Annotated in this window: 25 protein-coding genes; 19 read left to right on the top strand and 6 right to left on the bottom strand. The window is 33.9% G+C overall.

Annotated features, from left to right (window positions below; translation table 11 throughout):
• Positions 1–46 precede the first annotated feature (46 nt).
• From MQX03_RS08295 to MQX03_RS08280, 4 genes are all read left to right on the top strand, one after another.
• Complete coding sequence (locus MQX03_RS08295) at positions 47–556, top strand: ClbS/DfsB family four-helix bundle protein (RefSeq protein ID WP_242802506.1); 510 nt, start codon at positions 47–49, stop codon at positions 554–556.
• Between the two features lie 81 nt (positions 557–637).
• Positions 638–1321 (top strand): GNAT family N-acetyltransferase, encoded by a 684-nt coding sequence (locus tag MQX03_RS08290; protein ID WP_242802505.1) that lies wholly within the window; start codon positions 638–640, stop codon positions 1319–1321.
• Positions 1322–1668: 347 nt separating this feature from the next.
• The gene (locus MQX03_RS08285; protein ID WP_242802504.1) at positions 1669–2088 is read left to right on the top strand and encodes a hypothetical protein; all 420 of its coding nucleotides are present in this window, start codon (positions 1669–1671) and stop codon (positions 2086–2088) included.
• Between the two features lie 266 nt (positions 2089–2354).
• Positions 2355–2798, top strand: a complete 444-nt coding sequence (locus tag MQX03_RS08280; RefSeq protein WP_242802503.1) for an ASCH domain-containing protein — start codon at positions 2355–2357, stop codon at positions 2796–2798.
• Between the two features lie 161 nt (positions 2799–2959).
• On the opposite strand, the gene pdxR is transcribed toward MQX03_RS08280, so the two are convergent.
• A complete protein-coding gene (gene pdxR / locus MQX03_RS08275) occupies positions 2960–4411 on the bottom strand; it encodes a MocR-like pyridoxine biosynthesis transcription factor PdxR (RefSeq protein WP_242802502.1) in 1452 nt (483 codons plus the stop codon).
• Between the two features lie 89 nt (positions 4412–4500).
• Here pdxR and MQX03_RS08270 point away from each other — a divergent pair, with 89 nt between their 5' ends.
• A complete protein-coding gene (locus MQX03_RS08270; RefSeq protein ID WP_242802501.1) occupies positions 4501–4947 on the top strand; it encodes a GNAT family N-acetyltransferase in 447 nt (148 codons plus the stop codon).
• 155 nt (positions 4948–5102) lie between these two features.
• On the opposite strand, the gene MQX03_RS08265 is transcribed toward MQX03_RS08270, so the two are convergent.
• Positions 5103–5444: a winged helix-turn-helix transcriptional regulator gene (locus MQX03_RS08265; protein WP_242802500.1), complete on the bottom strand. Its 342-nt coding sequence runs from the start codon at positions 5442–5444 to the stop codon at positions 5103–5105.
• Between the two features lie 92 nt (positions 5445–5536).
• Between MQX03_RS08265 and MQX03_RS08260 the strand changes: the two genes are divergently transcribed.
• The 5 genes from MQX03_RS08260 (at position 5537) to MQX03_RS08240 (ending at position 9854) form a co-directional block, all read left to right on the top strand.
• The gene (locus MQX03_RS08260; RefSeq protein WP_242802499.1) at positions 5537–6175 is read left to right on the top strand and encodes a peroxiredoxin-like family protein; all 639 of its coding nucleotides are present in this window, start codon (positions 5537–5539) and stop codon (positions 6173–6175) included.
• On the top strand, positions 6172–6975 hold the full coding sequence (locus MQX03_RS08255) for a DNA alkylation repair protein (protein WP_242802498.1): 804 nt from the start codon (positions 6172–6174) through the stop codon (positions 6973–6975). Before MQX03_RS08260 ends, MQX03_RS08255 begins: the two co-directional genes overlap by 4 nt.
• A 103-nt stretch (positions 6976–7078) precedes the next feature.
• Positions 7079–8563 (top strand): serine hydrolase domain-containing protein, encoded by a 1485-nt coding sequence (locus tag MQX03_RS08250; RefSeq protein ID WP_242802497.1) that lies wholly within the window; start codon positions 7079–7081, stop codon positions 8561–8563.
• Between the two features lie 362 nt (positions 8564–8925).
• On the top strand, positions 8926–9402 hold the full coding sequence (locus MQX03_RS08245) for a GNAT family N-acetyltransferase (protein ID WP_242802496.1): 477 nt from the start codon (positions 8926–8928) through the stop codon (positions 9400–9402).
• The gene (locus tag MQX03_RS08240; RefSeq protein ID WP_242802495.1) at positions 9399–9854 is read left to right on the top strand and encodes a GNAT family N-acetyltransferase; all 456 of its coding nucleotides are present in this window, start codon (positions 9399–9401) and stop codon (positions 9852–9854) included. Before MQX03_RS08245 ends, MQX03_RS08240 begins: the two co-directional genes overlap by 4 nt.
• Positions 9855–9946: 92 nt before the next feature.
• On the opposite strand, the gene MQX03_RS08235 is transcribed toward MQX03_RS08240, so the two are convergent.
• Entirely contained in the window at positions 9947–11362 is a 1416-nt protein-coding gene (locus MQX03_RS08235) for an aminotransferase-like domain-containing protein (RefSeq protein ID WP_242802494.1), read from the bottom strand.
• A 92-nt stretch (positions 11363–11454) separates the two neighbouring features.
• Here MQX03_RS08235 and MQX03_RS08230 point away from each other — a divergent pair, with 92 nt between their 5' ends.
• The 9 genes from MQX03_RS08230 to MQX03_RS08190 all read left to right on the top strand — a co-directional run bounded on the left by MQX03_RS08230 (position 11455) and on the right by MQX03_RS08190 (position 18923).
• The gene (locus MQX03_RS08230; protein ID WP_242802493.1) at positions 11455–12345 is read left to right on the top strand and encodes a DMT family transporter; all 891 of its coding nucleotides are present in this window, start codon (positions 11455–11457) and stop codon (positions 12343–12345) included.
• Between the two features lie 335 nt (positions 12346–12680).
• A complete protein-coding gene (locus tag MQX03_RS08225; RefSeq protein WP_242802492.1) occupies positions 12681–13013 on the top strand; it encodes a gamma-glutamylcyclotransferase family protein in 333 nt (110 codons plus the stop codon).
• A 157-nt stretch (positions 13014–13170) separates the two neighbouring features.
• Positions 13171–13644: a GNAT family N-acetyltransferase gene (locus MQX03_RS08220; RefSeq protein ID WP_242802491.1), complete on the top strand. Its 474-nt coding sequence runs from the start codon at positions 13171–13173 to the stop codon at positions 13642–13644.
• A gap of 257 nt (positions 13645–13901) precedes the next feature.
• Positions 13902–14276, top strand: coding sequence for a VOC family protein (locus tag MQX03_RS08215; RefSeq protein ID WP_242802490.1), 375 nt, complete (start codon positions 13902–13904; stop codon positions 14274–14276).
• Positions 14277–14315: 39 nt separating this feature from the next.
• Positions 14316–14849, top strand: a complete 534-nt coding sequence (locus tag MQX03_RS08210) for a GNAT family N-acetyltransferase (protein ID WP_242802489.1) — start codon at positions 14316–14318, stop codon at positions 14847–14849.
• 106 nt (positions 14850–14955) lie between these two features.
• Positions 14956–15933, top strand: coding sequence for a hypothetical protein (locus MQX03_RS08205; protein WP_242802488.1), 978 nt, complete (start codon positions 14956–14958; stop codon positions 15931–15933).
• Positions 15934–15966: 33 nt separating this feature from the next.
• The gene (locus MQX03_RS08200) at positions 15967–16812 is read left to right on the top strand and encodes a GNAT family N-acetyltransferase (RefSeq protein ID WP_242802487.1); all 846 of its coding nucleotides are present in this window, start codon (positions 15967–15969) and stop codon (positions 16810–16812) included.
• Between the two features lie 260 nt (positions 16813–17072).
• The gene (locus MQX03_RS08195) at positions 17073–17918 is read left to right on the top strand and encodes an AraC family transcriptional regulator (protein WP_242802486.1); all 846 of its coding nucleotides are present in this window, start codon (positions 17073–17075) and stop codon (positions 17916–17918) included.
• A gap of 45 nt (positions 17919–17963) precedes the next feature.
• Positions 17964–18923 (top strand): nitrilase family protein, encoded by a 960-nt coding sequence (locus tag MQX03_RS08190; protein WP_242802485.1) that lies wholly within the window; start codon positions 17964–17966, stop codon positions 18921–18923.
• Positions 18924–19616: 693 nt separating this feature from the next.
• On the opposite strand, the gene MQX03_RS08185 is transcribed toward MQX03_RS08190, so the two are convergent.
• The 3 genes from MQX03_RS08185 to MQX03_RS08175 all read right to left on the bottom strand — a co-directional run bounded on the left by MQX03_RS08185 (position 19617) and on the right by MQX03_RS08175 (position 22089).
• Positions 19617–20072: an SDR family NAD(P)-dependent oxidoreductase gene (locus MQX03_RS08185; RefSeq protein ID WP_242802484.1), complete on the bottom strand. Its 456-nt coding sequence runs from the start codon at positions 20070–20072 to the stop codon at positions 19617–19619.
• Between the two features lie 199 nt (positions 20073–20271).
• The gene (locus tag MQX03_RS20525; RefSeq protein WP_242802483.1) at positions 20272–21093 is read right to left on the bottom strand and encodes a helix-turn-helix domain-containing protein; all 822 of its coding nucleotides are present in this window, start codon (positions 21091–21093) and stop codon (positions 20272–20274) included.
• A 99-nt stretch (positions 21094–21192) separates the two neighbouring features.
• Complete coding sequence (locus MQX03_RS08175) at positions 21193–22089, bottom strand: helix-turn-helix domain-containing protein (protein WP_242802482.1); 897 nt, start codon at positions 22087–22089, stop codon at positions 21193–21195.
• Positions 22090–22146 lie beyond the last annotated feature (57 nt).

Raw genomic sequence — 22146 nt, 5'->3', positions numbered from 1 at the left:
GATGTTGAATAGAGCAATCGCAAATTTATCCAATAGAATTATAAAAATGGCTGTTCCAATCAATAAAGAAGAATTACAAAAAACGATTGTTGAGAATTTTTCCAAATTAAATAAAGAATTATCTACAATTCCTTACGATATGACCAGCTTTCAAGAATTGGAAGGGCATTCTAAAGGAACATTAATGAGCATCAATAATTTGGTGGCTTATCTTGTCGGTTGGGGAGAATTGGTTTTGAAATGGAACAAAAAGAAAGATAATAAAGAAGCTGTTGATTTCCCTGAAATGGGTTACAAATGGAACGAACTTGGAAAACTTGCCCAGAAATTCTATGCAGATTATAAAGATGATGACTTCAATATTTTAACTGAAAAATTGAACAAAACCGTTGAAGAGATTTTAAAATTGATAGAAAACAAATCGAATAAGGAACTTTACGAAGTAAGCTGGTACGAAAAATGGACTTTGGGAAGAATGATACAATTCAATACGGCTTCCCCTTACACCAATGCAAGAGGAAGAATTCGCAAATGGAAAAAGGGACAAAACATATAATAATAATAATAATATTAGCAAAGATTAGTAACAACTTATTTTCTTTCCAGATTTCGACCTATCAAATAGAAGAATAAAAAAATGAAAATCAATAAATTAGACAATCCAACCTGGCATTCTTTGAACGAAACCCATAAAGATTTTGCGGTAGAGTTTGATGGCATCAAGTTTTATCATCCCGATTACTGTCCTTTCGGAGGCTTTCTAAATTCAGACAAAACCGCAGACGGAATTGAAGCATACGCTTCACTGACGAACAACTTTTTTGTAGTGGGCAACAAACCAAATAGTAACGATAAAGTTCTACTGAACAACGAATTGGTTTGCAACCAGATGGTGCTTGATAAACAAATTGACCTGGAAATAAAGGAGCGCATCGTTGAACTTCAAACAGCAATTCATAAGGCTGATTTATTTAACCTTGTGAATTTGGTTCAACCTGGTTATTTTAAAAACAAAACATCAGATTTAGGCAATTATTTTGGCATCTATAAGGATGATAAGCTAGTTGCGGTAACTGGCGAACGAATGAAAATGGATGCATATACCGAACTAAGTGCTATCGTTACACACCCCGATTTCACAGGAAAAGGCTATGCAAAACAGTTGATAAAATTTGCAAGCGACAAAATTTTCGACGAACAAAAAATCCCGTATTTACACGTCGCTAACACCAATATCGGAGCTATAAAACTATATGAAAAACTAGGTTTTCAAACCAGAAAAGAAATCAGTTTTTGGAATTTTATTGCAAAGGAGAAATGACACATCAACAGCCAAGGTCATTAGTTACGACAGATTTAATAGTAAAATCTGAGCCGAGTAATCCGGATAAAATCAACCCTGCGTTTTGTCGCGGGGTTTTCTTTTGAATTTCTATGTTGTTTATTAAAGATAACTCTAAAACAAAGTATAATGAATTACGACAACAAGAGTGAAAAATTGCTATTAGTTCCACAGATGAAGTAAAAATAGCAATTGAATTCAGGTTTCGTACTTTGAATGTCTGCAAATATAAAAAACATAAGTCGTTGATAGGTTGATCTATATTGTGTGTTTTGAAAAACTTTCGGATATTTGGGTGTTAGCAGATATTTTAAAAAAAACGTACAATGAAATATATCACAAGAGGATTTTTGCTTCTCCAAATATTTTGGATTTTTGCTTGTTCAACCACGAATCAAACTGATAATCCGAAGAATGACGAAATAAAACAACTCCTTGGAAAGAATGTAACTTTTATTGGCAAAACAGTGAATATGAAGCTAGGAGCAGCATTGATATTAGAAAACGGACAACGAATTTGGATGGACGAAATGCATAGTTGGCCCGACGGATTTTATACTGAAAAAGAAACTAAAAGTGCTAAAGTGACAGGTGTTTTGATAGAAAGACATGACCTGCCGGTTTTTGTTCCAAATGAAAATGACTCAATAATGCAACAAGGAATTCCAGCGCCAAAAGATACAGACCTAAAAGAAGCAAGTCACAGATATTTGTTTACAAAATATAAATGGAATGAAATTAAATAGAAAAACATCTGCTAACTAGGGTTTTGCGTCAGACGGGCTGAGTGCTAAATTCAACGGTAGTATTTCAATTAAACTTTAGTAATAATATCAACTTTTGCGCTTCGATTTCCCGCCTGAACACAAAGCCCCGAAACGTTAACTGTAACCCAAAAAAAACTGTGTCAAAATTAATAATTCCTTTTATTTTAATAACCTTAATGTCTTGCAATCAAAATAACAAGACAATCATTACGAGTAACAAAAATAATTATGAAACCATAAATTCTATGACAGAATATTGGAAAGAATTTCAAAAAAACAATAGTGAATATACTAATGTTGAGCAACCTCAATCTTTTTTCTTTTGTGATAATAAAAGAGAGGCTGATGAATGTGCCGACTTAGTCGTTCAAAAAATTAAACAAGCTACCTCACCATCTGTATGGTGGTTTAAGAAAAATAATGAACCATTTCCAAAAATTGGAGATATTGCTATTGTTACAAATTGGGATGGAGAACCTAAAGCAATAATAAAGACAATAAAAGTAGAAATAGTTAGATTTAAAGATATTACACCAGAATACGCTCACATTGAAGGTGAAGGAGATAAAACATTGGATTATTGGAAAAAAGCACATTGGGATTACTACACTAATGAAATGAAAGAATTCAATGAATATCCGAGCGAAGAAATGGAAATTTTATGCGAATATTTTGAAACTATTTGGTAAAAAAATTGGCTACAGCTAACAATGATTTGGGAATAGCAGGAAGAAAGTCTATAACTCAAGTTTTGCGCTTCGGTTCAATTTTGTATTTTAGTTGAAAGTTTCAGCTCGATTTGCCCACCACCGCCAAGCCGAGAAACATTATTTGCTATTTTACCAAAAAATCAACTTTTCGCTAACAATTTTTCTATCGCATTTACGGCCAATTGTAATTCTATTTCATTCATCGAAGCAAAACCAAACCTAAAAGAATTTAGTTCGTTATCTAATCTGACTATCTGCAAAGCTTTATTTGATTGTAATTGCTCGACAGAAAACCCTTTATTAAGCGTTATCCAAACAGCCATTCCGCCTGTTGGCAACGTATAAGAAACGTACTTTCCTAATTTTTCTTTCAGCAACGCATCCAAAAAATCTCTGCGTTGGTGGTAGATTTTCTTGGCTTTTCTCAGATGTCTTTTCAATTCGCCCTCTTTTATCAAGGTAGCCAAAGCATTCTGCATATATCCATCGCCACCCACGTCTATTATTTTTCTGAAAGCCGTACATTGTTCAATAAAATTTTTCGGAGCTACCATAAAACCAATACGTAAAGCAGGGTCTAATAACTTGGAAAAAGAGCCAATATAAATCACGTTTCCGTTGTGATTGCCACTTGCCAAAGGCAGGTAAGGCGAAGAGGTATAATGATAATCGTAGTCGTAATCATCTTCGATAATGGCAAACGAAAATTGTTTGGAAAGTTCCAGTAATTTCACCCGCCTTTCTACGCTTAGCGTTACGGTTGTAGGGTAATGATGATGCGGAATGACATACACTACGTCAATCTTTCTCCGTTTACATATCTTTTCAATGGCATCTGTATCAATGCCCTTGTCATCTAAATTTACCTCAATAATGGTCGCTTCGGTTTCTTCAAAAGTTTTGTTGGCGACAGGATAATTAGGTTTACCCACAATGATATTGGACGAACGCCCTAAAAGCAATTGGGCAGACAAATAAATACTCATTTGTGCCCCGTGAGTAATCAAAATATTATCAGCCGAAATGTTTAGTCCCCTTGTTATTGACAGGTAATTAACCAGCTCCTCCCGAAGTTTCAGCGTTCCTTGCGTAGTTCCGATATTTGCGTTTTTAATTGCGTACTTTTTTGACGTAAGCGAGCGGTATGTTTTCAATAAATCATCTATTGGCGATAATCTTACATCAGGATGTCCGTCATCAATAATAATATCGGGATATGAAACAGTATTTTCGTCAAATACTTTCTCTTCTATCATTCTAAAAGGTATATCCAAATCATGTTCATAGGCTGTCAGTACGTTGTTGGGTTCGCTCCATTTTTGAGGTTTGAGTAACGGAATGTGTTCCGAAACAGCCACGTATTTTCTTGGAATAATCACAATCCAATCCTGTGCATCCAATTCCTCATAACCCGCAATGACCGTCTTACGGTGTACACCCAGCGTTTTAGCTAATTCACGGCTACCCGGCAGGTGTGTTCCGGCTTTCAAAGTGCCGTTTCTGATAGCATTGATGATGGATACAGCAATCTGCCTGTAAACAGGAATTTTACTTTCTTTATCTATAACGATGATGTGTTCGTATGGCAACATTCTGGACTACCTTTTATATCTAAATTGGACTACAAAGATAGTCCTGTTAAAATATAATTTTGCTATCTCATTCAAAATAATCAAAAACAATGGAGTACAACATTAAAAAAGTAGCGCTAAAAGATTTAGACACAGCAGCAGAATTATTTAACCTTTATCGGGTTTTTTATCGCCAAGCGGACGATTACGAAAAGTGCAAAAAGTTCATAGAGGAACGCTTAAACAATGACCAATCGCATATTTTTGTGGTGTATGCAGGCGACAAAGCAGTCGGATTTGTTCAGTTGTACAAATTGTATCATTATATCAAATTGGCAAAACAATGGTTGTTGAGCGATTTGTTCGTTCACCCAGATTACAGAGGAAAAGGGCTTTCGGTAGCGTTGATAGACCAGGCAAAACAATGGTGCGATGAAACAGGTGCTTGCGGCTTGATGCTTGAAACCGAAAAAACAAACGACATAGGCAACAAGCTCTATCCACGTTGCGGTTTTGAGTACGACGGCAATCACAATTATTACTATTGGTGGAAATAACGGACAGGGCGGACTTAATCGGTTCGCCTTTTCCTTAAAGTTAGTTAAATGAAATTATTTGATGTTTATAAAAAAGAAGCAGAACTATTTCATCAGCAATGGAAAGTAAAAAACAATTATAAAAACTACAATTGATAACAAATTTTGACTATTTGTTATTCCTCATTAGAATGCTTTAATAACACTTTCCCCCAATCGTTCAATTGCCAAAGCACCTCTACTAATTTTTCGCCAAGCGGAGTAAGTGAATATTCTACTCTTGGAGGTAGTTCGTTAAATGATTGTTTGGTTAAAATTCCGTCTGAAACCATTTCGTTCAATTGTTGGTTCAAAACACGTCTGTCGACTTTGGCTATACCTCGCAACATTTCGCTCGGACGTTTTTCGCCTTCGTTTATACGCCATATAATCGGGATTTTCCATTTTCCGCTAATGGCATTAACAGCTATTTCCAGCGGGCAAATTTTTTCTTCTATCGCTCGTTCCTTTGTTTTCATAAAATTGACTTTTTTGTCTCATAGAGACAATTGTATGCGGTATTGTAGCCCTCAATTTAAGCACACATATTTGCAAAAATAAAAAATTTAATATGAAGGATTTAGAAAATCAAATAGAAGAACTAAATGAAAATTTAGCAAAACAACTTCCGACAGAAGTTTTGGAGGTATTCGGAAAATCTATTCAGGATTTGAAAACCAAGAACATCGAAGAAAACAGCATCGCCACAGGCGATACGTTTCCTGATTTTAGTCTTCCAAATACAAACAATGAAATCGTAAAGTTACAAGAGCTTCTACAAAACGGAAAAGTGATTGTAGCTTTTTTTCGTGGCAGTTGGTGTCCTTATTGCAATCTTGAATTGAAAGCATTGCAAGACAGTCTGAAACAGATTATCGACAGAAAAGCAACACTTGTGGCAATCTCACCGCAAACTGCTGATTATAGTGAGGAATTAAAGGATAATCACATTTTAGATTTTGAATTATTGACGGACAAAAACAATGCTTTGGCTAAACAGATTGGTATTTCATTCGGACTTCAGGATTATGTTATTCCTACTTATGGTAGTTTAGGTATTGAGCTGTCAGAATACAACGAAAATGATAATAACGAATTGCCTGTGCCTGCCGTTTTCGTAATAGATACAAATGGTAGCATTACATACAAATTTGTTGATACCAATTATATGAAGAGGATAAATATCAAAGAATTGATTGAGCAATTATGACAGAAATAAAAAGAAAAGGAGCAAGAAGCACAAAGGATATTCCGGCAAATATTTTAGTACAGCTTAATCGTGGGGAAATTGAGACAGCCAATCTCGTAGAATGGTTGGCTGTTGACCAACGCCTTTTATTGGAAAACTTACTTGTAGAACATCAAAGAACAAATTATTTAAAGCCTATTCTATCAAAAATTGACCAATTGAAAAAACAAACCGTCAATACGATAAACGAAGCTATCGGAACAGGACTATTTGAACAGGCAACACAAAATAATGACAAAGAATTTTTAGCAATTATATCAAAGCATAATGCCGATTTAGTTCGTTGTTGGGCAACTTACACCATTGGTAAGAATGAAAAGCTGAACATTACTGAAATGCTTAAACAAATCCAGCCCTTTTCAGCGGATAAACATTTTGGCGTAAGGGAAATCAGTTGGTTGGCTGTAAGAGCGAAAATTGCTCAAAGTCTTACCAAAAGTATCGAAATATTGTCAGGCTGGACAAATCATAAAGACGAAAACATAAGACGTTTTGCAAGCGAAGCAACCCGACCTCGTGGCGTTTGGTGTGAACACATCGAAGAGTTAAAACAAAATCCCGAATTGGCTTTGTCAATTTTAGAACCGTTAAATTCCGATAAATCAAAATACGTTCAGGATAGCGTTGGTAATTGGTTGAACGATGCAAGTAAAACCCAACCCGAATTTGTTCAAGAACTTTGCCAACGTTGGGAAAAAGAAAGTGATACGAAAGAAACAAAGTACATCACGAAAAAAGCATTGAGGACTATCAATAAGTAATGTTTTGAAAAACCTTCAGATATTTGTGTGTTAGATGTACTTTCACACGACTATGTAACATAATAAAGTTCATAGTTGTTATACTTACAAATCAATAAATAAGATGAAAGAAACATTCAAAACTGTTAACTCAATCTTGCTACTTATCATAGCATTATTTTCACAACAACTAATGGCGCAAAATACTGCTGATAGCATTGATACTTTTATCAAAGAGAAGATGACCCAACTCAAAATACCGGGACTTCAATTGGCTATAATCAAAAATGGAAAATTAGATAAGTTGAGTAATTACGGTTTCGCAAATATTGAGCATCAAGTACCAACAAATTCAAAAACAACTTTTTCTATTAATTCTATGACGAAGGCTTTTGTAGGAGTTGCTATTATGCAATTGCAAGAGCAGGGAAAACTAAATATTAATAATCCCATTTCTTCTTATCTTTCTGATATTCCGGAAAATTGGAAATCAATTACAATCAAACAATTATTAAGCAATGTTTCTGGACTTCCAAACAATATAGATGGAAAGGAACAACCCTTGGGAGATGGCATGGAAAGTAAAAATTGGGAAATGGTTAAGAAATTGCCAATGGAATTTAAACCTGGTGAAAAATTTAGTTACAATCAAACTGGTTATTATATTTTAGGAAGAATTATTAATTCACTAAGTGGTCAACATTTCACACAATTCATAGAAGAAAATCAATTCAAACCTTGTCAAATGACTTCTACCCGATTTGGAGATTCTGATGATATTATTCCCAATAATTCAAATTCATATTCAACGATTTTTAATGATGGCGGTAAATGGATTAATGACGGAAAATTATACAATTCGTATATTTCATTCCCTTTGTTTTTTAGAACTGCAACTGGAATTATTTCTACTTCCGAAGATTTAAGTAAATGGCTTATTGCTTTACAAAATGGGGAACTATTAAAAAACAAAGAAAGCATCAGTCAAATGTTTACTACAACAAAATTAAACAACGGTGAAATTGGTGGGTTCAATAAATTGACAAATGGTTATGCTTTAGGATGGCCAACTGTAGAAAGAGACGAACACCGTGCTGTAGCACCAGTCGGCGGAATGCGTTCTACTTTATTTGTATACCCAAAAGATAATTTATCTATTGTGGTATTAACGAATCTTCAAGGTTCAAATCCAGAATGGTTCGTAGATGAAATTGCAGGATATTATTTCCCTGATATGAAAATAAAAAATGGCTTTGGCCTCAGCAAAAATTTAAAATTATTACGTCAAAACCTTATAAAAAACAACTATCAAAACCCTTATAATAATTATCAAAAGTTAAGACAAACAAATCAAAATTATACCTTAACGGAAGAAGAAGTGAACACTTGGGGGTATCAACTATTGGAACAAGATAAAAAAAATGAAGCATTGCAGATTTTTAAGTTAAATACACTTTTATTCCCTAAAAGTTGGAATGTATATGATAGCTATGGTGAAACCCTAGAAACTTTAGGAAACCGAAAAGAAGCAGTTATTAATTATAGAAAATCTTTGGAACTAAATCCAGACAACACAAATGCCCGCAAGTATTTAGACGATAAAAAATAACGCCAAAAAACTTTAGGCTTTTGCAATAGTGGAACTGCAAAGTTCAACAGGTAGTTCTCCGATTGAACTTTTGCACAAAAACTGAAGATTTGTAATTCGATTTCCACCATCGCAAAGCCCGGAAACTGTATTAATAAATGGTACCTTGACAACAAAGTATAATGAATTAAGACACAAGTAAAAATTGCTGTATTTGTTCAACAGACGAAGCAAAAATGGCTATTAAATTTGTGCTTCGTATTTTGAATACCTACAAATATAAAAAAGCCATAAGTCATTGATGAATATTGTGTGTTTTGATTAACTTTCGGACATTTGTGTGTTAGCGGTCGGACAATGGATGACACGAATACAAAGAAAAAATGAGAGTTAAAAACCAAAATATAATATTTGACAAACTTGACAAGGACGACGAAATACCTTATGAACTTTTGTTACTTGCAGACCCTTCAAAAAAATTGATTGATAAATATCTAAAACGGTCAGAGGTATTTGTTGCAAAACAAAATGACGAAACGATTGGTATTTTAGTATTGTTCCCTTTGACAAGTAGTACAGTTGAAATAAAAAATATTGCTGTAAAATCAAAATTTCAGAGAAAGGGAATCGGCAGTTATTTGATAAATAATGTTATTAAAGTTGCATTATTTAACGGACAAAGGAGGATTTGTATCGGGACTGCAAATTCAAGTGTTGGACAACTTTATTTGTATCAGAAACTTGGGTTTGAAATATCCGAAATAAGAAAAGATTTTTTTACAGACAATTATCCTGAACCTATTTATGAAAATGGTATTCAGGCAAAACATATGCTAATGCTTACAAAACAATTAAAATGAAAGATATAATTACGATAAGAGAATACGAAACGAAGGACAAAAATGAAATCATTAACTTATTAAGGTTAAATACACCTGAATATTTCGCAGTTGACGAAGAAGAAGACTTGAAAAATTATCTGGAAACAGAAAGAGAACTTTATTATGTTTTACTATATGACCAAAAAATTGTTGGCTGTGGTGGAATTAATTTCGCCGACAACAACACGACAGGAAAAATTAGTTGGGACATCCTTCATCCTGATTACCAAGGAAAATCTTTGGGTACAAAATTGTTGAAGCACCGTATAGATAAACTAAATTCTATTGAAGGAATACAGAAAATTACTGTAAGGACTTCACAAGTCGCATACAAATTCTATGAGAAACAAGGTTTTGAGTTATTTGAAATTAAAAAGGACTATTGGGCAGAAGGATTTGATATGTACAATATGGAATATAAAAAACAATGATAACATCCCTTCCAAAATCAGATTGGGCAATGTGCATTTGAAGAAGATGGGCGAAGATTATTGAGAATAGTTGCAAAATAAAAATGCAAAACTTATTGCAAACTTTTCGCAAGCCTTCCCAATTGTTTTAGCTTAAATTTTAATTCATCCGTCCAGGGCAAGCCAATACAAAGACGTATACAGTTTTGAAATTGATTTTGCAATGTAAACATTCTGCCAGGAGCGATGCTGATTTTTTGTTTGATAGCCAAATCATACAGTTCGGTGGTATCAATTTCTTTAGGGAATTCTACCCATAAAGCAAGCCCGCCCTGCGGTCGGCTTATTTTGGTACCGTTAGGGAAATGTTCGGCTATAACAAGTGCATAGCGGTCATAATTTTCCTGTAATGTTTTACGAAAATGACGAAGATGGTTTTCATATTTTCCTGTCAGCAGGAAATTTCCAACAGCTTCGTGAACTACAGATGTTGCAGACAAAGAGTGCACAAGTTTCAATTTTAAAATTTGCTCTTTAAATTTACCTGGAGCAACCCAACCTACACGATAGCCGGGCGAAAGAGTTTTGGACACAGACCCACACCATAAAACATTACCATCTGTATCAAATGACTTACAGCATTTAGGCCGTTCAGTACCAAAATGAATATCGCCGTAAGTATCATCTTCAATCAATGGAATATTGTACTTTGACAAAAGAGTTACTATTTCTTTTTTGCTTTCATCAGGCATACAATATCCCAAAGGCGTATTAAAATTGGGTACTAAAAGGCAAACATTGATTTTAGGTAATAATTTTTTCAGCGCTTCAATATCTATTCCGCTCACCGGATGTGTAGCGACTTCCAAAACTTTCAATCCTAAACTAACTGCAAGTTGCAGAATACCTGGATAACAAGGACTTTCCAATGCAATAGTGTCGCCTTGTTTGGTTAATGCCATAAGGCATAAAGCCAAAGCATTCATACAGCCATTCGTAGTTATCAAGTCAGTTTCTTTGAGGTTGCCGTTCCAAGCAAGTGAACGAGCGGCTACCATTCTTCGTAGCTTAATATTACCTTGTAAAGGTTCGTATGCTGTTCCGCCATCTTTCAGTTCTCTTGTAGCAAGCACAATTTCTTTTTTCAGCTTTGCTAATGGCAAAAGACTACCAGAGGGAACACCAATGGAAAAAGGCATTAAATCTTTACGACCCATAGTGGAATAAACACTACTTATTATTTCATTTGGTTCTACGTTTTTAGCAACTGGTAAGGGTTGGCTTGTTTCGGGTAGCGGAAGTTTCAAATGTTCTAATCGGCTTACAAAATAACCCGATTGAGGTTTGGACTGTATAAGTGATTGAGCTTCTAATTCAAGAAACACCCTTTTTGCAGTATTTACGCTTATTCGGTGCTCTTTGCTCAAAATTCTTACAGAGGGCAAACGTTCTCCTGTTTTCAAAATTCCGTTTTTTATTTTGTTTGCAATATTGTTTGCTATCTCATTATATAAAAAATCTTTTTTCATTATACAAATATAACTGTGTCCGTTAAAATACACAAAATTGTGGCTGTGCTTATTTATATCAATTACCGAATTTTACATCAAAATACAATGCAATGTCAGAATTGAATTTGAGTAAAGTAAAAGAAAACACAACACAAGGCTGGTTGAATGGCTTTATCGGAGTGTTGTTGTTTAGCGGTTCTTTGCCGGCTACGAGAATAGCGGTTTTAGAGTTTAATCCTGTATTCCTCACGGTTGCCAGAGCTTCCATTGCAGGAATACTTGCCCTTATCGCTTTATTGGTCTTTAAGGAAAAGCTTCCCAAGCGAAAACAAATTTTTCCGTTGGCTATTGTGGCTCTCGGTGTAGTAGTTGGTTTTCCTTTGTTGAGTGCCTTAGCCTTAAAACACATTTCTTCGGCTCATTCTATTGTTTATGTAGGAATATTACCTATCGCAACGGCAGTGTTTGGTATCATTCGTGGAGGTGAGCATCCACGACCTGTGTTTTGGTTTTTTTCTATTATAGGTAGTCTTTTTGTTGTAGGTTATGCAGTAGCACAAGGTCTTACGGCTTCGCTTGTTGGCGATGTTCTAATGCTTGGTGCCATCATTCTCTGCGGATTGGGCTATGCAGAGGGAGCTAAACTGACAAAAACATTGGGCGGTTGGCAGGTTATTTCTTGGGCTTTGGTGCTTTCATTGCCAATAATGCTACCACTTACATTTATCTATATGCCTGCATCGTTTGCAAGCATTAGTACAGGAGCTTGGATTAGCTTAGCTTATGTATCTCTGTTTAGTATGTTTATTGGTTTCGTTTTCTGGTATAAAGGTTTGGCGCAGGGCGGCACTGCAACTGTAGGGCAATTACAGTTGTTACAACCGTTTTTTGGATTGACATTAGCGAGCTACTTACTTCACGAGAAGGTAAGCCTTGGTATGTTTGCGGTTACTGTAGGTGTAATCCTATGTGTAGCTGGTACAAAAAAATTCGCCAAATAAAATCTACGAAACATAGATAAGACGGCAGACCTGAACAAAAATTAGAACTTGTTTCGGTAAAATCCTTTGAAAAAGGACTAACCCAACTTCATTACAAACGCGCAGATAAATAGACAAAATATTAACGTTGGACAAAAAGCCCGAAACGCTAATACTAGACTTTACATAGGTTCCTAAACTAAGTATAAGCTATAATATTTGAGCTTGTATTCATTACTAAATATCTATAATTTTGCGCCGGAAGCTTATAAAAAAATATTCTAATAAAATAAGAGCCAGACTTTAAAAATTATGAATTATATAACAAGCCTATACTTGATAAAACTAATTTAAAAATGCAAAATTTATTTTCTTACGGAACCTTACAGAAAGAGCAAGTGCAAATGGAAACTTTTGGTAGACTGCTCAATGGAGAAAAAGATACTTTATTAGGGTATATTTTAAAAATGGTTGAAATTACAGACCCCGAAGTTTTACGAAAAAGCGGACAACAATTTCATCCAATAATTGAACCTACAGGAAACTTAAATGATAAAGTTGAAGGTATGCTTTTCAAAATATCAGAAACTGAAATACTAAACGCTGATAAATATGAAGTGGATGATTACAAAAGAATTGAGGTCGAATTTCAATCAGGTAAAAAAGGATTTATTTACATAAAAAAATAAATGATTATCCATGGTTTATACCTAAATTCATTTTTATTTGAAACTATTTGGTAAAAAACTTAACTACTTTCGTTATTAGCAGTCAAGCTAATTGCAACACCAAAACTCAACGGTTTGGCAAAAAAGAGACACAAATCAACGACAAAATAAATATAAGATGATAATTGAACAATACACGGATAAATATAAAAATGAAGTTGTAAAACTCATTGTTGATATTCAGCGTCAAGAATTTGGTGTTGATTTGACAGTTGAAAACCAACCTGACTTACAAAAAATTCCAACATATTATCAAATAGGCAACGGAAATTTTTGGATTGCAAAAAACGAAAATGGTGTGATTGGAACAATTTCATTGTTAGACATTGGGAACAACCAAGGTGCTTTACGAAAAATGTTTGTTGCGAAAAATTACAGAGGTAAAGATTTTGGAATAGGTCAGAAATTGCTGGAAACACTAATTTTTTGGGCAAATGAAAAAGGAATAAAAGAGATTTTTTTAGGAACAACAGCGCAGTTTATAGGTGCACAAAAATTTTATGAAAAGAACGGATTTGTTGAATTGAACAAAAATGATTTGCCTAAAAATTTTCCAATAGTACCTGTTGACGTAAAGTTTTACAAGAAATAAAACAACAACAAAACATAATAAGCAATTAGAGAATGGGAAACTTTAAACATCGACATTGAGAAAGTCTATTAATTCCCAAATCGCTAACATATTCTATGACAAAAAGCAAGCGAAGATTTTAAAAACGACCAATAAATTGATAGTTAGACAAAATGAACAAAACTAAAAACATATTGACAACAATAATTTTTGGAGTTTTAATTCATCTACTGACTTCTTGTAGCGAAAACCCAAAAACAACAAATAAACAAACTGATATGACAAAAAAATCAAACCCTGTTGTATATTTTGAAATCCCAGTTAGCGATATTGACAGGGCAATTAAGTTTTATCAGACTGTGTTCCACTTTGATTTCGACAAAGAAAATATTGACAACAATGAAATGGCTTTGTTTCCTTTTTTTGACGAAAATTCAGGGATTTCAGGTGCATTAGCAAAAGGAGAAATCTATAAGCCAACAAAAGACGGAATTGTGATTTATTTCAAGACAGAAAATATTGATGAAACACTGAAATTAGCTACCTCAAATGGTGGACAAATTCTATATCCAAAAACAGACAATGGAATTGGTCTTGTTGCAGAATTTGAAGACACAGAAGGAAACAGAATTGCTTTGTCCCAATCCAAATAAAGACGACAAAAAAACAACCGAAAACATCGGTTTGGCAATATGTTAAACAACGTATCTAAACAAAATTCAAAGACAAAAAAAGTGGAAATCAATATCAAACTTGAAAAATTTACCGAAAACGACTTTACGCATTACTTTCAATTAGTTAACGATGAGAAAGTAATGGAAATGATTACAGAAAGAGCACTTGAAACAGACGAAGCAAAAGCCGACTTTGATAAACAAATCCTAAACAACAAACTCAGTGAGAACCTTGGAAACTTCAAAATACTTGACAGTGCTACCAAAGAATTTATCGGTTTAGCTAAAATTGAAATTAAGGCAAAAGACAACCAAGAAGCCGAAATTGGATATATGATATTACCGAAATTTTGGGGAAAAGGAATTGCCAGTAAAGTAGGAAAACAATTAATAGAAATAGCGAAAAGCCAAGAAGAAATAAACAGACTATTTGCTATAATCGACCCGAAAAATTTACCTTCAAGAAAAATCTTAATCAACAACGGATTTGTATCGAAAGAATTCAAGGATTTCGATGGTTTACCCGGAGAAATATTAGAATTAACCCTCTGAAAAAATCGGAAAAATCTTAAAAATTACGTCAGCTAACATCGTATTTGGAATAGCCGACCCGTTATTTAATGGTACCTTTACAGCAGACAACAAAGTATAATAAATTATGACAAATCTTAAAAAGATACTATTCGTTACAACGATGACCCTATTGGTTTACAGCTGTAATACTGAAACCAAAAAACAAGAAAAAGAAGAAAATAAAACAGAACAAAAAGTTGCTGAAAATGATAATTTTGAAGGAAATTATGTGAACAACTCCTACAACCAAAGAAAGGAAGGCTACGATTGGGTTGCTGTTATTGTGAGTAAAGAAAGCGACAATCAATTAAAAATAGCAGTTCGTTCACGAGCGGACAAAAAGAAACCTACCTGCACCTTCGACGTTATTGCCCAAAAATTTGATGAAAATACCTACACATCGGTTGTTCAAGATAAGAAAGTACTATTTCGTTTTAGCGAAAATGGCATTACCATCGAAACCGAGAAAAAAGAAGATAGCGGTATCCTCAATTTTTATTGCTCAGGCGGAGCGAGTATTGCAGATACTTATACCAAAATCAATGAGCCGTTAGACGAAACTCAAATTGATAAAACAAGGTTCAGCAAAATTTTAAATTTACAAGGTGTTGGCTTTAATGTTTCGTCTATCGAAAAAAATGGAGCAACACAACTCAGTATTTCTACTTTCGGACTTCCAAATGAGTTTAGCGAAACTCAAAACATTAACACCCAAATAGTTGTAAATGCAGAAGTAGATGATTTAGATGCTGATGGTTCACCAGAATTGGTGGTATTTACCAAAGATAGCAGTAATAAAGAAAATGTATATGCTTATTCTGTAAACAACAAAAAATCTATGAGCTCTGTATATTTCCAACCAACTGTAGAAAACAAAAAAATTAACACTGGTTATAAGGGGCAAGATAAATTTACATTGATGGAAGGTAATTTAGTTCAACGTTTTCCAGTTTTTGAAAACAATGTAGAAACCAAAAAAGTAAGACAGGTAGCCTATAAACTTCTAAAGGGAGAAGCCTCAAAAAAGTTTGAGGTGAGCAAACAAACTGAATACGAAAAGTAAATTGCTTAATCCAGCTAATTTTTAATGTAATTTATGACTATCCTAAAAACATTAGAGAACATCACGACCGAAAAACTTTTAGAAGTTTTCAATTTATCATTTTCAGACTATGTTGTTCCTTTTTGCTTAACTAAAGAACAACTCGAAGACAAAATAAAAAGTGACAGTATTAAACTTGAATTTTCTGTAGGAGCGTTCGAGGATGAACAATTAATTGCTTTCATACTTCATGGATATGACACTATCGACAACCTGAAAATTGTTTACAATGCAGGAACAGGTGTAATTCCGGCCAAAAGAGGAAATAAATTAACCGCGAAATTGTATGAATATGTTTTACCAATTTTGCACGAAAATGATATTGACAAGTTGTTATTGGAAGTGATTACCACAAATGAACCGGCAATCAAAACCTACAAAAACATAGGCTTCAAAATTGTCAGGGAATTAAATTGTTATAAAGGTTCATTAAATATAATCAACATCAATAATGATTTTGAAATTCGTGAACTGGAAGCATATGATTGGCAAAAACTTCATTCCTTTTGGGATTTGAAACCATCGTGGCAAAATTCAATTACAACGGTCGAAAAGCTGAAAAATGCTAACATCCCTATAGGAATATATGACGGGGAAAAATTATTAGGTTACACGATTTTTAATCCAAAAACAAAAAGGATACATCAACTTTCAGTTGACAAAAATTACCGAAGAAAAGGCGTTGGTCGGCAACTTTTAGCACACATTGCGACAAATTATGGAAAAGATATTTCTGCTACGAATGTTGACAATACTTCTGAAGAAACACTAAAATTTATGACTGACATAGGGATGAATATTTTCATTAAACAATACGAAATGGAATTGCCTTTGAAATAGAAACTATAGCCTAAATCCCAGTTAATCCGTAAACCTTACAAAACAAACAATAAATATAGCAACACAAATGAAGTTGTTAGCTTATTTAGGACACGATTCCTACTTTTTATCTTTAAGAAGAGATCAAAAAAAATTACAGTTTAGAAATCTACTAATAATAGAATAGTAAAATTTAATGTCTATTCAATCTAAAAAGTGCAGAGGAAGGAGTCTATAAATTTTGTCTCAAAAAATAGTTGCAAGTTCATATTAAAACTACAATGCAGATAGCACCAACAAAAGAATTATCACCTTACATCAAACACTATCTTTTTTTAGAGAGTGAAGTAACTCTATCAAAAAAACTTCGCTTGTTTTCTGATGGTAACACTGGTATTGTTTTGACTTTTAGAGGCAATCTTATTTCAAACACTCATGGCACTAGTACTTTAAATTATCCGAATTCGTTTTTGTATGGACAGATTAGTACGTTTAGAGATTTATATTTGGCAGAAAAAACATCAATAATTATTGTAGTTTTTCAACCTTATGGTTTCAATCATTTATTGGGAATATCTGCAAATGAAATACGAGAAAGCATTATTGCGACAGAAGGTATATTTGGCAGTAAGGATTCTTTGCTTTATGAAAAATTAGCTGAATCATCCCATTTAGAAACAAAAATACAAATCCTAAACACTTTTTTTATTGAACAGGCTGCTAAAAAATTTCTTTCAAACCAAAATCTTATTCATCCAACATTAAATTACATTCTGAAAAACAAAGGGGCAATAACTGTAAATCATTTGGTAAAACATACTGGTTATTCGGAAAGGCACATCGAAAGAATTTTTAAAGAATGTATTGGTTTAAATCCAAAAAAATTTGGAAACATTGTAAAGTTGCATTTCTTTTTGAACCTACTCAAGTACAAGTCAAGCCAAAGCAATATTACCGATTTATGCTACGACGCTGGGTATGCTGACCAATCGCATTTAATCAAAGAATTTAAAAAATATACGGGCATAACTCCTACTCAATATTTAAAAAATACCAATAGATTAGCAATAAATTTTATGGAAATAAAATCTAATGAGATACCGATGTCGGATTTGTACAATTTATAGAAAAACTCACAAGCTACTTTTGTCCTAAATATTAAAACAAAAAAAATGGACAAAATAAAAATCTCAACAGCCCAATTCGAGGCTAAAAATGCTGACAAAGCCTACAATTTATCAGTAATTGAAAAACTTGCTAAAAAAGCATCCGAAGAAGGTTCTGATGTAATTGCCTTTCACGAATGTTCTATTACCGGTTACACCTTTGCAAGGCATCTTAACAAAGAACAAATGCTTGATTTGGCCGAATTCGTCCCCAGTGGTGAGAGCACACAAAAACTAATAGAGATCGCCACCAAATATAACATCGTAATTTTAGCCGGACTGTTTGAAAAGGATGAAAATGAGAATTTATACAAGCCATACATCTGTGTAGATAAAAATGGGTTAATTGCGAAACATCGTAAAATACACCCTTTCATAAATGCATATTTGACTCCTGGGCAAGGCTATACTGTTTTTGAAATCAACGGGTGGAAATGTGGTATTTTGATCTGCTACGACAATAACATCATTGAAAATGTAAGAGCGACAACGCTATTGGGTGCAAATATCATTTTCATGCCTCATGTGACGATGTGTACACCATCAACCCGACCGGGAGCCGGCTTTGTTGACCCCAAGTTATGGGAAAACCGTGAAGCTGACCCAACTTCATTACGTTTGGAATTTGACGGTATGAAAGGCAGGGCTTGGCTCATGAAATGGTTGCCAGCAAGAGCGTATGACAATGGGATATATGCAGTATTCTCAAATCCAATTGGAATGGACGATAATCAATTGAAAAATGGATGCTCAATGATAATAGATCCATATGGAGATATTCTTGCAGAATGTCGTTCATTTGACGACAGCTTTGTTACGGCAACCATTACCTCCGAAAAACTTGCTAATGCAGGTGGAAATCGTTATATAAAAGCCAGAAGACCAGAATTATACCGAGACATTATAGGGAAAGATCACAATTCGGAACAAAAAGTAGTCTGGTTGAACACGGACGAAAAAGAATAACAACTAACACTAATATGGATTTTATACCATACATGTAAATTCCAGCGATATTGACCACCTATTTTCAATTTAAATCAAAGCAATTATATACTTGAATGTACCGAATCAAAAACTACAATATTATTCGTTTTATAATTTAGTTTATTTGTTATAAGTCTTAAAATTAATACTTTACGTAAAAAAAACAATTTGGTACATCCAAGTATATTGCACCTTTTTTATATTATAATCTTAAAAGTAGTATTATTTAAAAATATAGTTTTTAAATTTGAGATAGATATGAAAAACATTAAATTTCAAGAAGTTCAAATCATTAAAATTCAATTTCTTTTGTAACTTTTAAAAGCTTATACCATCTCATTCTAATTTATATTAAGCATATAATTTCAGTTTAAAATAAACATCATAACATAATTTTCACGGATGATTTTTATTCATTTTTTAACGATTAATGTAATGCGAAATTAAGTGGTTAATATCTACGATTTTTTCTCAGTCATACATCATTAAACACCTTCAAAATGTTATCTATATCTGCTAGTAAATGGTTTGAATATAGTCCTGTCAAATTCACCAAAAGCCCCAAAAAACCACTTTACGACAAGTGACGCTTTTTACTTCCTATTCATAGCAAAACGCTATTCAACTATAATTCAATAACGGTTATACAAATATCTAATCATTCGAAAAAAACTATTCTTTCGGATTCATCTGATTAAAAATACCATCAATCGTTTCTCTTCCTGCGTTGCTCATTGCTACACTGAAACCGTGAGAGATACTCTTCTTACCTACCTTTAACTGAACAAAAACCGAAGCAATAAAAGTATCGACCGAATCCCACGTATCGTGGATTCCCTTGCCTCCAAGGTCAGTATTCAATGCTGGAGGAATAATTTCGATGACCTCCACTTTTTTATTCTCAAGCAGACGCCCAAGAGAAAGGGTAAAAGAGTGGGGGGGGGATTTGGTAGCACAATACACAGGAGCTTTGACAATCGGTACAAAGGCAAGCCCTGAAGTAACATTGATAATTGTTGTCAATGACTGAAGCTCTTTGAACAGAAGAATCAGGTGCAATGGTGCTTTGATATTGATGGTAATCTCTTTCTTGGCTTTGTTGAAAAATTCTGGGTCATCCGATGACATCCAGTTTTATATGTCTACATTATTTACCAAGACATTCAAGTCGCTATGTTCTTTCTCAATCCAATGATAAAGTAATTAAAATTTTATTGTTGCTAAGTTGCATATAATTTTATTTAATTTATTTATTGTCAAAGTTCGCAATTGTTTAACCAGCAAGGAAATACAATACAAAACAGACTTTTATACAAATCAAACTATTTTATATCTGACGGAAAGAAATCGGCGTCAAACCACTCTGCTTTTTGAAGAATTTAGAGAAATGAGAAATCTCATCGAAACCCAGAGAGAATGCAATTTGAGCAATACTCCAGTCACTGTGCTTTAGAAGGATTTTCCCTTCACGGGCAGTTCTTTCACTTAACAATTCACTAGTTGATTTTCCGGTCATTTCTTTTAGGTTTTTCTTAAGGTAATTGACATGCACACAAAGCTTCGCAGCATATTCTTTTGGCGTTCGCACCTCTACCCTATCGTCGGGAGAATTAATAGAAAACTGCTGTTCCAAAAGACTGAAGAATCTTTCAGTAATTCTTTGGGGAGCATTACGCAATTCACTCCTGCTTATATTTGGTAATAATTTCTGTCCATAATGTATCAGCTCTGCAACATAGGCTCTTATAAGGTCATATCTATAAGGATAATCGCTATTTATTTCCGTGCACATTTTTTCAAAAATTAGGCTCAGTTCTTTTTTCTCTTCTGATGAAATGTTGAAAACAGGATAATATTCGGGTTTAAAAATAGGAAGTGCATCAGGTAATATTTCACTTTTCTTATTAAAAAGAAAATTAGCACTGAAAATACAGAAATAGCCTTCATACTCAAGGTCTTGGTCGATGTATTGGTAAAGAACACTGGGGTCCGCAAACAAAAGTCCGCTTTCCTCTACATCAACTGTTGTATCTGCATATTTAACTTTGGTACTGCCAACAAGCAATGCAATTTTAAAGAAAGATTTACGATTATAAAACATTGCAGCATCGGCAGGCTTCAGTTTGTTTAAATCCTTTACCCAAAACACATTAAAATGCCCCGTCTAAGCAGCAATGCCGTCAGGAGAAACCGAAAGGGTCTGTTCGTAAAAGTCTTGTAATGATGTTGGCTTCATATGTAACTTTAATTATGCATTGATACGGTATTGAAGCGGTGTTAGTCCTGTCTTCTGTTTAAATAATCGGGTAAAATGCTGTTGATACTTAAAACCTAATTCATCAGCAATATCACTCACAGATTTTTCGTGGTCAAATAATATTGTTTTGGCTTCGTCAATCAGTTTTGATTGAATGTAATCTAAAGCGGTACTTCCTGTTTCTTTTTTTATAAGGTCTCCGAAATAATTAGGCGACAAGAATAATTGCTCAGCACAATAGGTCACTGTAGGAAGCCCTAAAGTTTTTGACTTGCCGGAAGTAAAATAATCCCTCAGCAGATTTTCAAAACGAATGAGAATATCTTTATTTACGTGCGTTCTGGTGATAAACTGCCTGTCATAATACCGCATACAATAGTTCAATAGAAGCTCAATATTAGAAACAACGAGTGTTTTGCTGTGCTTGTCTATATTTTGGTCAATTTCAGTCAGAATTTTTGCAAAACAATCGTTGATGGTCTGTCGCTCTTTTTTAGATAAATGCAATGCTTCATTAACTTCATAAGAGAAAAAAGAATAGTCTTTGATTTGTCTGCCGAGACTCGTTCCGGCAAGCAGATCAGGATGAAAAACCAGCGCTTTGCCCCAAGGTTTGATAATATCGTTCCTCCCATCAATCCCATAAATCTGACCGGGTGAAATGAAAACCAGCGTACCGTCCTCATAATCATAGGTCTGGCATCCGTAGCGCATATCGCCGCATTTAATGTATTTCAGAAAAACACAATAAACACCCATATATCTTTTAAAATACTGATATGTTGGTATTTCATCAAAATTGACAACGCTTACAAGCGGATGCAATGTCTCAACTCCCACCGAATCATTGTATTGCTTAACAGTTTCAATTCTATCAATATTTTCCATAATCAAACGTTTATACAAATTTAGCAAACTGACTTATGGAATTGACGATATGTTTTC

The organism is Chryseobacterium aahli, assembly GCF_022699665.1.
Classification (GTDB): domain Bacteria; phylum Bacteroidota; class Bacteroidia; order Flavobacteriales; family Weeksellaceae; genus Chryseobacterium; species Chryseobacterium aahli.
This window is presented reverse-complemented; position numbering and strand designations above follow the sequence as displayed.

Excerpts from the sequence above, each read along its gene's own strand:
- MQX03_RS08205 (WP_242802488.1), top strand. The coding sequence starts at position 14,956 with ATGACAAATCTTAAAAAGATACTATTCGTTACAACGATGACCCTATTG.
- MQX03_RS08255 (WP_242802498.1), top strand. The coding sequence starts at position 6,172 with ATGACAGAAATAAAAAGAAAAGGAGCAAGAAGCACAAAGGATATTCCG.
- MQX03_RS08185 (WP_242802484.1), bottom strand. The coding sequence starts at position 20,072 with ATGTCATCGGATGACCCAGAATTTTTCAACAAAGCCAAGAAAGAGATT.
- MQX03_RS08190 (WP_242802485.1), top strand. The coding sequence starts at position 17,964 with ATGGACAAAATAAAAATCTCAACAGCCCAATTCGAGGCTAAAAATGCT.
- MQX03_RS08235 (WP_242802494.1), bottom strand. The coding sequence starts at position 11,362 with ATGAAAAAAGATTTTTTATATAATGAGATAGCAAACAATATTGCAAAC.
- MQX03_RS08295 (WP_242802506.1), top strand. The coding sequence starts at position 47 with ATGGCTGTTCCAATCAATAAAGAAGAATTACAAAAAACGATTGTTGAG.
- MQX03_RS08175 (WP_242802482.1), bottom strand. The coding sequence starts at position 22,089 with ATGGAAAATATTGATAGAATTGAAACTGTTAAGCAATACAATGATTCG.
- MQX03_RS08270 (WP_242802501.1), top strand. The coding sequence starts at position 4,501 with ATGGAGTACAACATTAAAAAAGTAGCGCTAAAAGATTTAGACACAGCA.
- MQX03_RS08285 (WP_242802504.1), top strand. The coding sequence starts at position 1,669 with ATGAAATATATCACAAGAGGATTTTTGCTTCTCCAAATATTTTGGATT.
- MQX03_RS08290 (WP_242802505.1), top strand. The coding sequence starts at position 638 with ATGAAAATCAATAAATTAGACAATCCAACCTGGCATTCTTTGAACGAA.
- MQX03_RS08245 (WP_242802496.1), top strand. The coding sequence starts at position 8,926 with ATGAGAGTTAAAAACCAAAATATAATATTTGACAAACTTGACAAGGAC.
- MQX03_RS08225 (WP_242802492.1), top strand. The coding sequence starts at position 12,681 with ATGCAAAATTTATTTTCTTACGGAACCTTACAGAAAGAGCAAGTGCAA.
- MQX03_RS08220 (WP_242802491.1), top strand. The coding sequence starts at position 13,171 with ATGATAATTGAACAATACACGGATAAATATAAAAATGAAGTTGTAAAA.
- MQX03_RS08280 (WP_242802503.1), top strand. The coding sequence starts at position 2,355 with ATGACAGAATATTGGAAAGAATTTCAAAAAAACAATAGTGAATATACT.
- MQX03_RS08240 (WP_242802495.1), top strand. The coding sequence starts at position 9,399 with ATGAAAGATATAATTACGATAAGAGAATACGAAACGAAGGACAAAAAT.
- MQX03_RS08215 (WP_242802490.1), top strand. The coding sequence starts at position 13,902 with ATGACAAAAAAATCAAACCCTGTTGTATATTTTGAAATCCCAGTTAGC.
- MQX03_RS08265 (WP_242802500.1), bottom strand. The coding sequence starts at position 5,444 with ATGAAAACAAAGGAACGAGCGATAGAAGAAAAAATTTGCCCGCTGGAA.
- pdxR (WP_242802502.1), bottom strand. The coding sequence starts at position 4,411 with ATGTTGCCATACGAACACATCATCGTTATAGATAAAGAAAGTAAAATT.
- MQX03_RS08195 (WP_242802486.1), top strand. The coding sequence starts at position 17,073 with ATGCAGATAGCACCAACAAAAGAATTATCACCTTACATCAAACACTAT.
- MQX03_RS08260 (WP_242802499.1), top strand. The coding sequence starts at position 5,537 with ATGAAGGATTTAGAAAATCAAATAGAAGAACTAAATGAAAATTTAGCA.
- MQX03_RS08250 (WP_242802497.1), top strand. The coding sequence starts at position 7,079 with ATGAAAGAAACATTCAAAACTGTTAACTCAATCTTGCTACTTATCATA.
- MQX03_RS08200 (WP_242802487.1), top strand. The coding sequence starts at position 15,967 with ATGACTATCCTAAAAACATTAGAGAACATCACGACCGAAAAACTTTTA.
- MQX03_RS08210 (WP_242802489.1), top strand. The coding sequence starts at position 14,316 with ATGTTAAACAACGTATCTAAACAAAATTCAAAGACAAAAAAAGTGGAA.
- MQX03_RS08230 (WP_242802493.1), top strand. The coding sequence starts at position 11,455 with ATGTCAGAATTGAATTTGAGTAAAGTAAAAGAAAACACAACACAAGGC.